This is a genomic window from Carnobacterium divergens (genome assembly GCF_900258435.1).
GTDB lineage: Bacteria > Bacillota > Bacilli > Lactobacillales > Carnobacteriaceae > Carnobacterium > Carnobacterium divergens_A.
This window is the reverse complement of sequence record NZ_LT992558.1, coordinates 1336778-1350019: the sequence shown is the minus strand read 5'-3', so window position 1 is coordinate 1350019 and position 13242 is coordinate 1336778. Positions and strand designations below refer to the sequence as shown.

Below are 13242 nucleotides of genomic sequence, written 5' to 3'. Positions count from 1 at the left end.
TCACCGTCATTTTCAACATATTATTTGGCTAATTTAATTTGATCTTTTTTTTCATACTGATACAATTCATCTGATTCACTATAGAAATCAGCTACTCGCTTGCCAAATGCTGTAGCCGAAATATCGTACAGCAATTGGTCCCGTTCAGCTTGCTCTGTAGCAAAGGTCTTATTCAATGTGTCAATGATGGCTTTGGCCAACTCTTCATCCTTTTGAAAAACAAGTCCGAACTGACCAGACCGAACCAAACTTCTCGTATATTCATTGTCTTTAACGACAATTTCAGTTCCTGAAGCGATTGCTTCAATATAGGTTAGACCTTGCGACTCTGATTCTGACGCACTTACAAATAAATTAGCCATTTGGTAATACGCCCCAACTTCATCACTTTGCTTCTCTCCTAAAAATAGAATGGATTTATCAATATTTAATTTAGTTGCAAGTTCTTCTAATGTTTCACGGTAAGGTCCATCTCCAACAATTACTAATTTCACCTCTGGTTTTTCAGATAGAACTGCGGGCATAGCCTTGATAATAGCCTCTGTATTTTTTTCTTTTGAAAGACGACTCAAAGATAAGATAACTGTTTCATCCTCTTCTAATCCCAATTCTTGACGGATATTTATCGAATGCGTCGGATTGAATTTTTCTAAATTAACTCCTGTTGGAATAATTTCGATATTTCGTAAGACTCCATAATGGCGTAACTGATCTAACACCCGTTTACTTGGCGCGATTACGCCGACTGTTCGATTGCAAAAATAACGCGACACCACTTTCACATGTGTAGGTCGTACCACTTTTCCATTTGCAATATAATGTAAGTAATCCTCATACATAGTATGGTATGTGTGAACATGAGGAATGTCTAGGCTATGGGCAATATATTTCCCCGTCAACCCCAAACTAAACTCGGTATGAGTATGAATAATATCTAATTCTAATGCTTTTGCTTTCCTTAGCGCTAAATATGCGCCCCTGATCGCGATTCGTCGATCTTTAAATGAAAAGAATGGAATGCTTGAAAGACGAATAATATTTTCTTCATCCTCTGGCGCACTAGGGTCTGTTGTGGTGAAAATAGTGACCTGATGGCCTAATTTTTCTAATTCTTCTTTTAACGTTCTAATTGATGTTGCGACTCCACTAACTTGTGGAAAATACGTATCCGTAAAGATTCCAATATTCATCACAATTCCCTCCTTTAGAGTCATCTATGAATTGAAACTTTAACCCTTTAACGTTGAATTTAATTGTATAATTTATTGCGACACTTGAAATCAGCCTAAGTACTGATTTTCTATAAATAATTGCTACCTTATTTTCTCGGTATGGTTAAAACTACATGATAAGTAAAATTATACACTTTATTGAAGGATATTGAAAGATTTTAACGCTTTTTCAAATTAAAAAAAGCTTTCTAATGAAGGGAAATCCTCCATTAAAAAGCTTTGCTAAATTTATTTAGTGTATGACTCAACTAATCCAACAACTTCTTCAGCAGTATCACAATCATTGATTGCTTTATCAGCTAATTCAGCCATTTTAGTTGTATCTAGACGTTTCATTAAGCTACGAGTTTTCAAGATACTTGAAGCGCTCATAGAGAATTCATCTAAACCAAGACCCATTAATAATGGTACAGCTGTTTGATCTCCAGCCATTTCGCCACACATACCCGTCCATTTTCCTTCTTTGTGAGAAGCATCAATTACGTTTTTAATCAAGCGTAAAATTGATGGGTTATAAGGTTGGTACAAGTACGAAACGCGTTCGTTCATACGGTCTGCTGCCATTGTGTATTGAATCAAGTCATTTGTTCCAATACTGAAAAAGTCAACTTCTTTAGCAAATTTATCCGCAATAACTGCAGCAGCTGGGATTTCAATCATGATACCTACTTGAATATCATCTGCAACCGCAACTCCTTCAGAAACCAATTTCGCTTTTTCTTCCATTAACATTGCTTTTGCTTGACGGAACTCGCCAAGTGTTGCAATCATTGGGAACATAATGCGTAATTTACCAAATACAGAAGCACGTAATAATGCACGTAACTGTGTACGGAACATATCAGGTTGTGCTAAACAAATACGAATCGCACGATATCCTAAGAAAGGATTCATTTCGTGTGGCAATGTTAAGTAAGGAAGTTCTTTATCCCCACCAATATCCATTGTACGAACTACAACCGCTTTGCCTTCCATACCTTCAAGAACGGCTTTATAAGCAATGAATTGATCTTCTTCTGATGGGAAATCAGGTGAATCCATATAAAGGAATTCAGTTCTGTATAATCCAACAGCTTCTCCACCGTTATCTTTAACACCAACTAAATCTTTTGGCGTTCCAATATTAGCAGCTAATTCAATGTGTTTGCCATCTAAAGTAATGGTTGCTTCATTTTTTAATTTGTTCCATTCAGCTTTTTGATCTGCAAATGCTTTTGCTTTTGCTTCATAGTTTTTAACATCGCTATCAGCTGGATGTACAAGTACATCCCCTTCAAGGCCGTCAATCACAATCATATCGCCATCTTTAACTTTAGCTGTAATTTCTTTTGTTCCAACGATTGCTGGAATTTCAAGAGAACGAGCCATAATTGCAGAGTGGGACGTACGTCCACCGATATCTGTTACAAAAGCTTTTACAAATTTACGATCAAGTTGTGCTGTATCACTTGGGGTTAAATCATGTGCTACAACGATAACTTCTTCATTAATCATTGAAGGACTTGGTAATTTAACACCTAATAAATGACTTAAAACACGTTTCGTTACATCTTTGATATCTGCTGCACGTTCTTGCATGTAAGGATTATCTTCCATACCTTCAAACATGCCGATAAACATATCCGTAACTTCTTTTAATCCGCTTTCAGCATTTACTTTATTGTCTTTGATATTGCTTTCAATACTCCCGATTAATTCTGGATCAGACAGAACCATTAAGTGAGCATCAAAAACTTGAGCTTCTTCTTCTCCTAAGCTTTCGACAGCTTTTTGACGAATCATTTCAAGTTCTTCTTTTGCTTTATCTAATGCTTTTGCAAGACGTTCAACTTCTGAATCAGAATCCTCAACTGTAATTTTGTTGAATGATAAATCGGGTTCAATTAGCATATATGCTTTAGCAATAGCAACGCCATCACTAGCCGCAATCCCTTTTAACATTTCAACCATTATTCAGCTAAGCCTTCTTTCTTCATTGTATCTGCGATTGCATTGATTGCGTCTGCTTCATCAGCGCCTTCAGCAGTGATTACAACGTCAGCACCTTGACCAACACCAAGAGACATAACGCCCATGATTGATTTAAGATTAACTGATTTACCTTTGTATTCTAAGTTAATATCTGAGTTAAATTTACTTGCTGATTGCACCAAAAGTGTAGCTGGGCGTGCATGGATCCCTGTATCTGCTACCACATGAAATTCGCGTTTTTCCATTATAAGAAGTCTCCTTTAAAAAAAATTATTTTATTTAGAGTTAGCTCTGTTTGAATAAACAACACAGAAAATAACCCTTTCATCTTTAAAGATTACCATTTTTTTTGATAATCTACAACCATTTTCTTCGTTTCTTTAGTTACTTTATTCTTTTTTTAAGAAACATAGCGGTAGACCACTTCCCCCAAAAGTTTTGCTTCTCCGATAATGTGCTCTTTTTCAGGATGTTTAAGCCAACAATCTCTGAACGTAATAAAGTCTTCTTTCTTGATTAAAAGCTCTTCTATTTCCTTATTTACCAGCTGTTCAATCTGTTTACTCATTTCTTCAGTCGTCAATTTCCCACCTACTTTCTCTGCTTTCTTATCCACTCATCTTCTTGTTTTTTCTTCGACATATAATAGACAATTGTGAAAAGACCATTAAAAGTTATAAAAATAAATGAAGCCATATACATCTTAGCAAATAGCCCTAAACCTAGTGCATATAAGGAAAAAACAAAATCGACTACCATCAATTGATGCCTTGAGTTTAGTTCAAGTTGCCTATGCCAATTATCAGATAATACCACAAATATCAGAATAAATGTATGCACTAGTAAAATAACCATTGCCCACGTAAAGTATACAGTGTAGGAAACAGCCCCGTAAATAAAGTCCCCTCCTTGTAACCAGTCATATCTTTTAATATTTAAAATAATCGGAGCCAAGAGTAATTCTAAACTTAAGGAGGCCAATGAAGCTCCCAATACATAACAAACACCGCGACTAAGCCAGTGACGAATTGATCGTGTGATTTGCTTCCATAAAATATGTGACATCGCAATCATCATTACCCAAATAAAGGCTATCCCTAGTGGGACAAGTTGATGAAAAAAAGCATTCATTTGAATGGTTTCTTGAGTTAAAAAGCTAGTATTATCTGTAAACATACTAATCCACTCAATACTAAAAGTCACACCAATAACGACACAAACAATCATCCAACCTACCCAGACCGGATACTCACTAATTACATACAGCACAATGTATCCAAAACCCAAACTTAACAAAACGATAAAAAAGATTAGCAAGTTACGAACATCCGCTTGAATAAAAATAAGCGGACCACTTATTCCACAAAGTATAAATCCGAAAAACAAAAATGTTCTGACTAATTCTTTCAAGCACTCACCCCTTTAAAACTAGCTCCTCTATAGTTTAGTAGATTTCCACTCAAAAGTAAAAGACAAATCACTTGAAAGTCAGTAAAGGTCAGTGTATACTATTCTAAAGAAGGTCAGCATTGGTCAATTATTGATTCTGGTCTTCGATAAATTAAAAACTTACTATGAATTGAAAGGTTGTGACACTTATGTTATGTCAAAATTGTAACCAAACTGAATCAACAATTCACCTATATACAGATATGAATGGACAACGTGGACAAATCGACTTATGTCAAAATTGCTATCAAGTATTAAAAGATGCAAAGGAACGTGGTGAACTTAAAATGAATCGACCAACACCAGATCCATTTGGAATGGGTGGATTAGATGAATTTTTCAAAGCCTTCCAAAACCAAGCACTTTCAAATCAATCTGCTACTCCTCCTACTCAAAGTGGCGGACGCGGAGGAAATAATGTCCCTCCTCAAGGCAAACAAAAGGGGTTGCTAGGAGAATATGGAACCAACTTAACTGATTTAGCTCGTAAAGGCGAAATTGACCCTGTAATTGGACGTGACACTGAAATTGAACGCGTCATTGAAATTTTAAATCGTCGGACTAAAAATAACCCTGTCTTGATTGGTGAACCAGGTGTAGGTAAAACTGCAGTAGTTGAAGGATTGGCGCAAAAAATCGTTAATAGCGAAGTTCCTCAAAAATTAACCAATAAAGAAGTGATTCGCTTAGATGTAGCTAGTCTTGTTCAAGGAACAGGAATTCGAGGACAATTTGAAGAAAGAATGCAACAATTGATGGATGAATTAAAGAAAAATCCACAAATCATTCTGTTTATTGATGAAGTTCACGAAATAGTAGGTGCTGGTAGCGCTGAAGGTAGTATGGATGCTGGCAATATGTTAAAACCTGCACTGGCACGTGGCGAACTACAAATGGTAGGAGCTACTACCTTAAAAGAATATCGTACGATTGAAAAAGATGCAGCGTTAGAAAGAAGAATGCAACCTGTTCGTGTCAATGAGCCAACAGTTGATGAAGCCATCACAATTTTAAAAGGGATTCAAAAGAAATACGAAGACTACCATCAAGTTCATTACACAGATGAAGCCATTAAAAATGCTGTTACACTTTCTCATCGCTATATTCAAGACCGCTTCTTACCAGATAAAGCCATTGATTTATTAGATGAATCTGGTTCTAAAAAGAATTTGACAATCCAAACCGTTGATCCTCAAATGATTGAAGATAAAATTGCCGATGCTGCTCGTCAAAAACAAATCGCCTTGCAAGCAGAAGATTATGAAAAGGCAGCCTTCTACCGAGATCAAGCAGCTAAATTCTCTGCCATGCGAGATCAGCAACAACCTGAATCAGATAAACCCGTTGTTACTGAAAAAGACATGGAGCAAATCATTGAAATGAAAACAAACATTCCAGTTGGCGATATCAAAGAAAAAGAACAAACTCAATTGCGCAACTTGGCAAATGATTTAAAAGGTCACGTTATTGGACAAGACGAAGCAATTGAGAAAGTTTCAAAAGCCATTCGTCGTAGCAGAATCGGCTTAAATAAAAAAGACCGCCCGATTGGCTCTTTCCTATTTGTTGGACCAACAGGCGTTGGGAAAACAGAATTAGCCAAACAACTGTCATCTGAATTATTTGGCACCAAAGATTCGCTGATTCGCTTTGATATGAGTGAATACATGGAAAAACACAGTGTCGCTAAACTGATTGGTTCTCCTCCTGGTTACGTTGGTTATGATGAAGCGGGTCAATTAACTGAAAAAGTGCGTAGAAACCCCTATAGCATTATTTTGCTAGATGAGATTGAAAAAGCACATCCAGATGTTTTACACATGTTTCTACAAATTCTGGATGACGGACGTCTAACGGATGCTCAAGGGCGCACCATAAGCTTTAAAGACACGATCATTATCATGACAAGTAATGCTGGTACAGGTGTGGTTGAAGCAAGTGTTGGATTTGGTGCCACATCAAGTGGCAATCAACATTCTGTTTTAAATCATTTAACCGATTTCTTTAAACCAGAATTTATCAATCGTTTTGATGCGATTGTTGAATTCAATCAGCTAGATAAAACCCATCTGATCCAAATCGTTGATTTAATGTTACAAGACGTTAATAACATGCTTAAAGATCAAGGAATTTCAATTGTGGCAGACGAAGCTGTAAAAGAAAAACTAACCACTCTAGGGTACGATCCAAAAATGGGTGCAAGACCTTTACGTCGTGTTATTCAAGAACAGATTGAAGATAAAATTGCCGATTTCTATTTAGATCATCCAACCATTAAAGAGCTTTCCGCTCATTTAAATGATCAATCTGAAATCGTGGTTGCTCAAAAAGAAAAGCTTCCTGCTACACCACCAGAAGAAATCGTGAAAATAGAAGAGTAAAAAAAAGACACGCCATTTAATGATGAGCGTGTCTTTTCTATTTTATCCAATAATAATTTTTTCTGTCGGATACAAATAATTTAAATCTTCTTTCTCTTTTGGAACAAGCAACATCAGCATGTATAGCATCCCGACTCGACCAATAAACATTAAAAGGATAATCACCAACTGACCAAATAAGCTCAAACTTGACGTAATGCCCATCGACAAACCGGTAGTTCCAAACGCAGAGGAAACTTCAACAATAATCGAAATCAAACTATGCTTTTCCGTAACACTTAAAACCAGTACACTAAAAAAGCAAAGCGCAATCGACAAGTTCAGTACAACGATCGATTTTTTCACATCATCATTATGAATTCTACGTCCAAAAATATTAATGTTTTCGCGACTTCTAATAAATGAGAACAAGTAAAGCACCACAATTGCTAAAGTGGTTGTTCTTACTCCTCCACCAACCGAACTCGGACTTGCACCGATAAACATCAATACAGAAAACAATAACAATGTCCCATCGCTAAAGTTGCTAATTGGGGTTGTTACTAACCCAGCGTTCCTTGTACTCACCGAATAAAACATCGCATAAAACGCACTTTCTGTAAAATTCATCCCTTTAAAGAACCCACTCGATTCCAACAACCAAATCAATACCGTTCCTAAAATAAATAAAATAAGAAATGAATAAACGGATAATTTAGTAAACAACGAAAAACGAAAAGGCAGATCATGAGGTTTTTTACGGTATTTAAAAAATGCCTTAATCTCAATTAAAACAGGAAAACCAATTCCACCAACAACGATTAAAAACATCACAATTAACTGTACAAAGTAATCTGTTGAAAAATCCATTAAAGAATTCCCAGTAATATCAGCACCTGAATTGGTAACTGCCGAAACTGCCGTATAAAACCCATAAAAAAGCGCATCTTTGATTGAGTCGTAGTACCCCAGAAAATGCAGACTAAGAATAATTCCACCAACTAACTGAAACCCAATGATAATACCCAACGCATTGCGAATCAACCGCACAATTCCACTTAAATTAGGTTGGTTCATATCTGTCATAATCAATTGACGCTGTTTCAATGAAATTCTTTTTTTTGATAAAATAAAAAAAGAGGTAGAGATCATCATGATCCCTAAACTTCCAAGCTGAAATAAAATGCCTAACAAAGCAATTCCACCTCGATTATACGTTTCGCCTAAATCAATGGTACTCAATCCAGTTACACTAATCGTACTCACTGCCGTAAATAAAATATCAATGAATGAGAGATGAACACCAGGCTTTTGAAAAATTGGCAAGCTTAATAAAATAGCTGCAACCAAAACAGCCATAAAATAAAATGACACAATAATTTGAATAGATGAAAAACGACTAACTAAATAAGGAACTATTTTTTTACGTTGCAACTTCCTGCCACCCTTCTTGTAGTCCTTCGAATACTTATTTTTAACCCCTACAGGAGAAAGTAAAACACTTGATTCCTATCATATCATATTTTAATTAAAATATGAGCGTCCTAGTAAAACTAGCAAGCGATTATCTTTGAAATCAATGCTAAAAAGTTATATAATAGTTGAAAGTAAGCGATTTTATAAAATGAGGTGATGAGAGATGAAATTAATTGATGTAACAAATAACCACTCTTCATTAGTAGCTGAACAATTGGGCAACACAGATGCTACTTTTATCAAAGTTTATTCGCTAGGCCCTACAACGGTTATTTTTTCTGGAGCAGATACACATAAAGATGTTGTTCTAACCAACAAAGAGCGCCAAATTAAAAACAATGAAATTAGTTATGCTATTTCGGAAATACTTAATTCAACCCCTGAACAAGTGGATATTTTACAATCCCCAAATTTAGTTGAAGTGTCACTTGCAACTGCATAAAATAACAAAAAACAGAGAACTTCTATTAGTATAGAAGTTCTCTGTTTTTTATTATTTAAGAAACTTGTCTACTTAAGGGTACTTTAAAAATCAATTCATTCCGTTCCTTACGCTTTAACGAACCGCAAACGAACGTTCATTTAAAACGAATCGATTACACAGTTTTTTTCTTTCTCAATTATTGATTCACAGTTATATAAACTATGTAGTATAATTAATTAAAAAAGGAGGAATAATTATGAATACATTTAATTTAGCCTATGGATGGACGCTTCATGCACCTAAAGTTCTTTCTGTCTTAACAAATGAATTTGGAGAAGTCGGTATTCTCTATTCTGAAAAGAATTTTGGCGACACTCAAGCTCTATTACTTCGTCTTTCTGAAGAAACGCTCTCTATGAATTCAATCCCACACCACATCGAAAAAGTTGAGGTGTCACTAAAAAAAGTAATTACTATTTCTTTGTCCCAATTTATAATCGAATGGGAAAAAGAAAACAAGACGCTTAAATAACTCACTCCTACTCAGCTTATTCTAGGAACCCCTTAGCCACTTATAAACTTAAGTGGCTTTTTATATACGGAACATCCTTTTAAAAATCAGAAAAAAATCCTTTTTTATCAACTTTCGATAAAAAAGGACTTCTATAAAAGCAATCAACACTAATAATTAACTCTTACAGTAATGAACTTAATTCAATATCTGGATACTTATCGGCAAACCAACGCATTGCAAATTGATTTTCAAATAGGAATAATGGTTGGTCGTGACGATCCTTAACAAGCAAGTTTCGACTGGATGACATATTCTCATCCAAATCTTCTGGCTTAATCCAACGAGCAATTTTTGAACCCATTGGTGTCATTATCACTTCTGCATTGTACTCATGTAGCATCCGATATTGGAATACTTCAAATTGCAACTGTCCAACCGCTCCAAGAATATAATCTTCCGTATGGAACGTACGGTACAACTGAATCGCACCTTCTTGAACTAATTGATTTACGCCTTTATGGAATGATTTTTGTTTCATCACATTTTTAGCGTTTACTTTCATAAACATTTCTGGTGTAAATTGTGGCAATTTTTCATACTGAACATTCATTTTCCCAGCATATAACGTATCGCCAATTTGAAAATTCCCTGTATCGTATAACCCAATAATATCTCCTGCTACGGCCTTTTGAACCGTTTCTCGACTTTCAGCCATAAACTGAGTTGAATTGCCTAATTTAATTTTTTTATTTGTCCGCGCTAGCGTTACATCCATGCCACGATCAAATTCACCTGAGCAAATTCGAACAAAGGCAATCCGGTCACGGTGAGCTGGATTCATATTCGCTTGAATTTTGAAAATAAAGCCAGAAAATTCATCGCTGTAAGGACTAATCGCCTCGCCATCTTCATCCCGATGGGCAGTTGGGCTTGGCGCAAAGTCTAAATAGGTATTCAAGAAGGTTTCGACACCAAAGTTTGTCAACGCTGAACCGAAAAAGACTGGAGTTAACTCGCCATTGGCTACTCGTTCTTCAGAAAAGCTATTGCCTGCTTCATTTAAAAGAGCCACGTCTTCCAATGCTTGATCGTATAAGGTAGACATTTTGATTGGATGATCGCCTTCAATTTCGCCATCTTCATTTAAATCGATAAATCGTTCGCCACCATTTTCTTCTGGACGATGAATCTCAATTTTTTTATGATAGTTGTCATATAAACCAAGTAGCCCTTTTCCCATACCGATTGGCCAATTCATTGGGTATGAATCGATCTCTAATACTTCTTCAAGTTCTGCTAATAAATCCAATGGCTCTTGTCCATCACGATCCAACTTATTGATAAAAGTAAAAATAGGAATCCCACGCATCCGACAAACTTTAAATAGTTTTTTTGTTTGTGGTTCTATCCCTTTAGCACTGTCGATAACCATCACAGCACTATCTACTGCCATTAACGTACGATACGTATCTTCAGAAAAATCCTCATGTCCTGGTGTATCTAAAATATTGATGCGTTTTCCATCGTAATCGAATTGCATCACAGAACTTGTTACTGAGATTCCACGTTGTTTTTCAATTTCCATCCAATCAGATTTTGCAAACTTACCTGATTTTTTTCCTTTAACTGTTCCTGCTTGACGAATCGCACCACCAAACAATAGTAATTGTTCTGTAATGGTTGTTTTCCCTGCATCTGGATGGGAAATAATCGCAAAGGTTTTGCGCGATTGTACTTCTTCTTTTAATTTTTGATCCATCAATAATCCCTCATTTAATTGTTTTTTTATTTTAGCCTTCTTTTGTTAGTTTACAACTAGTTCGTTCTTTTTTTATTTATAGTAATCAGCTACATTGGAATGTTCCTCATTTTTATTAGTTATTTTATGAAGCAGATGTTTGATTCTGTTGGTTTTTATTTAAACTATTAAAAAAAAACGCATTAACTCAACTATTATAACATTTTCTCCCCCTTTTTGAATACCAATTTTTGAAGTTTCTTATTTTTCAACAAAGTTTATGTCTTTTTTCTTTTTTTCATTAGAAAGAACAGACTTATGGTTATCATTTAGTTAAACTATTTATTATAGTAGGAGGCGATTTGATGTTAGAAACATCCCATCAAATTAGTGCAAATTTTATTGAACTTTATAAAAATGAACTTAGTGATGGTTGGTATCAAAAAGAATATATTTTGAAAACGGAAGATCAATTGCGTTCGATGTTTACAGCTTTTGGGGACAACATCAAAGATCAATTGCACTATATGTTTCAACAAGCAAAAGAAGCAGATCTTTTAGAAATCAGCTATCGAGAACTTTTTGATTTTTCAATTGCTATTCGTCATTACTTTACCATGAGTTTTAAAGCTATTTTATCCGGATACATGAATTTTTTTGTGACTATTATAAGAGATGCTTTTAGTTAACTACTTAGATAAAAAAACCAGTAAACAAGGGAATGTTTACTGGTTTCTTTAGTTACATCGCTAAAGGTTTGACCAAAATACTGACTAACCTTGAACTTTCTACTTCTTGGGTGGTCAATTCAATCGAATCAGTTACTAAGGTTAAATGCTCGCCTTGTGCAGGAATGGTTCCAAGCTCCGTCAACATGTATCCGGCAATTGTATCGACATCTTTTCCTTCAATTTCGACTTCAAATAGATCATTGAACTTTTCAATTGGCATTCTGCCTTGTACAAGATAGCTTCCGTCATCGATTTTAGCATATAAATCTGAGATTTCATCATACTCATCTTCAATCTCACCAACGATTTCTTCTACTAAATCTTCTAGCGTTACTATTCCAACTACTCCGCCATACTCGTCTAAAAGAATCGCCATTTGATTTTGAGTCTTTTTTAATTCAAATAACAAATCATCTGTAAAAATAGTTTCTGGAACAAATAAAGCTTCATTGATGGTATTTTTAACAATTAAGTTTTCAAAGCCAACTCTTCTTGCCTCTTTTAAAATATTTTTTAAATGAATCACGCCAATGATTTTATCTTTATCTTCTTCATAAACAGGAACTCTTGAATATTTACAGTCTAGTAACAAATCAATATTCAAATCGTCACTATCGTTGATGTCAATCATAAATGTATCGGTTCTTGGAACCATAATTTCTCTTGCCATTTTAGTATCTAACGAAAAGACACCTTTTAACATGTGAAATTCAGAAGCTTCTAACACACCGTCTTTTTGACCGCTTTCAATTATAAAACGCATTTCTTCTCTTGTTAATTTATCTTCGTTAAAATCGATTTCCATCGGTGTCAGTTTCACCAGAATGTTTGTCGAAAAGGAAAGAAAGGCTACAAAAGGCTTCATTAGTTTTTCAATCAATGATATAATGCCAACACTCATTTTAGAAACTTCTTCTGCTTTTTGCATCGCAATTCTTTTTGGATACAATTCTCCAAAAACCAAAGTTACATAAGATAAAACAACGGTAACAATAATAATAGAAACCTCTTTAGCCCAAGGTTCATAATTAAAAACAGGTTCCAATCTGGTGGCAATACTCGTTGCCGCCGATGCACTGGAAAAGAATCCTGCCAATGTAATTCCTACTTGGATTGTTGCTAAAAAACTATTTGGGTTTTCAAGCAGCTTTACTAACTTTTGCGCTTTGCGATCGCCCTCATTTGCTTGGTTTTCCATTTTATTCTTATTAAGAGAAACTAACGCTATTTCTGCGGAGGCAAAAAAAGCATTTAAAAACGTTAAAGCTAAAATTAAAATCAACTGTCCTACAATCGACTGACTACCAGGGTCAGGGGTCATTCAAACATCCACTCCTCTTTCTATTC

The 13242-nt window shown here is 35.3% G+C and carries 12 protein-coding genes; 4 read left to right on the top strand and 8 right to left on the bottom strand.

Annotated elements, in window-relative coordinates; translation table 11 throughout:
• Nucleotides 1-20: 20 nt before the first annotated feature.
• The 5 genes from CDIMF43_RS06855 to CDIMF43_RS06835 all read right to left on the bottom strand — a co-directional run bounded on the left by CDIMF43_RS06855 (nucleotide 21) and on the right by CDIMF43_RS06835 (nucleotide 4613).
• Nucleotides 21-1190: a glycosyltransferase family 4 protein gene (locus CDIMF43_RS06855; RefSeq protein ID WP_074402967.1), complete on the bottom strand. Its 1170-nt coding sequence runs from the start codon at nucleotides 1188-1190 to the stop codon at nucleotides 21-23.
• A gap of 270 nt (nucleotides 1191-1460) precedes the next feature.
• The gene (gene ptsP, locus CDIMF43_RS06850; RefSeq protein ID WP_109841560.1) at nucleotides 1461-3182 is read right to left on the bottom strand and encodes a phosphoenolpyruvate--protein phosphotransferase; all 1722 of its coding nucleotides are present in this window, start codon (nucleotides 3180-3182) and stop codon (nucleotides 1461-1463) included.
• On the bottom strand, nucleotides 3182-3448 hold the full coding sequence (locus CDIMF43_RS06845; protein ID WP_034570333.1) for a phosphocarrier protein HPr: 267 nt from the start codon (nucleotides 3446-3448) through the stop codon (nucleotides 3182-3184). Before CDIMF43_RS06845 ends, ptsP begins: the two co-directional genes overlap by 1 nt.
• A gap of 155 nt (nucleotides 3449-3603) precedes the next feature.
• Entirely contained in the window at nucleotides 3604-3786 is a 183-nt protein-coding gene (locus CDIMF43_RS06840) for a hypothetical protein (protein WP_074403114.1), read from the bottom strand.
• A gap of 8 nt (nucleotides 3787-3794) precedes the next feature.
• Nucleotides 3795-4613 carry a hypothetical protein gene (locus CDIMF43_RS06835; RefSeq protein ID WP_109841559.1) on the bottom strand — a complete coding sequence of 273 codons (819 nt, stop codon included), beginning with the start codon at nucleotides 4611-4613 and terminating at the stop codon, nucleotides 3795-3797.
• 188 nt (nucleotides 4614-4801) lie between these two features.
• Here CDIMF43_RS06835 and CDIMF43_RS06830 point away from each other — a divergent pair, with 188 nt between their 5' ends.
• On the top strand, nucleotides 4802-7033 hold the full coding sequence (locus tag CDIMF43_RS06830) for an ATP-dependent Clp protease ATP-binding subunit (protein ID WP_109841558.1): 2232 nt from the start codon (nucleotides 4802-4804) through the stop codon (nucleotides 7031-7033).
• Nucleotides 7034-7075: 42 nt separating this feature from the next.
• Here the strand turns inward: CDIMF43_RS06830 and CDIMF43_RS06825 are convergent, their stop codons facing one another.
• Nucleotides 7076-8446: a TrkH family potassium uptake protein gene (locus CDIMF43_RS06825; RefSeq protein ID WP_109841557.1), complete on the bottom strand. Its 1371-nt coding sequence runs from the start codon at nucleotides 8444-8446 to the stop codon at nucleotides 7076-7078.
• 205 nt (nucleotides 8447-8651) lie between these two features.
• Here CDIMF43_RS06825 and CDIMF43_RS06820 point away from each other — a divergent pair, with 205 nt between their 5' ends.
• Together CDIMF43_RS06820 and CDIMF43_RS06815 are read left to right on the top strand one after the other, a co-directional pair.
• Nucleotides 8652-8930, top strand: coding sequence for a DUF1827 family protein (locus tag CDIMF43_RS06820; protein WP_034570346.1), 279 nt, complete (start codon nucleotides 8652-8654; stop codon nucleotides 8928-8930).
• A gap of 238 nt (nucleotides 8931-9168) precedes the next feature.
• A complete protein-coding gene (locus CDIMF43_RS06815; RefSeq protein ID WP_074402972.1) occupies nucleotides 9169-9444 on the top strand; it encodes a hypothetical protein in 276 nt (91 codons plus the stop codon).
• A 163-nt stretch (nucleotides 9445-9607) separates the two neighbouring features.
• Here the strand turns inward: CDIMF43_RS06815 and CDIMF43_RS06810 are convergent, their stop codons facing one another.
• Nucleotides 9608-11185, bottom strand: coding sequence for a peptide chain release factor 3 (locus CDIMF43_RS06810; RefSeq protein WP_074402973.1), 1578 nt, complete (start codon nucleotides 11183-11185; stop codon nucleotides 9608-9610).
• Between the two features lie 344 nt (nucleotides 11186-11529).
• Between CDIMF43_RS06810 and CDIMF43_RS06805 the strand changes: the two genes are divergently transcribed.
• Nucleotides 11530-11853, top strand: coding sequence for a hypothetical protein (locus CDIMF43_RS06805; RefSeq protein ID WP_109841556.1), 324 nt, complete (start codon nucleotides 11530-11532; stop codon nucleotides 11851-11853).
• A 52-nt stretch (nucleotides 11854-11905) separates the two neighbouring features.
• On the opposite strand, the gene CDIMF43_RS06800 is transcribed toward CDIMF43_RS06805, so the two are convergent.
• Nucleotides 11906-13216, bottom strand: coding sequence for a hemolysin family protein (locus CDIMF43_RS06800; RefSeq protein WP_074402975.1), 1311 nt, complete (start codon nucleotides 13214-13216; stop codon nucleotides 11906-11908).
• Nucleotides 13217-13242: the final 26 nt, after the last annotated feature.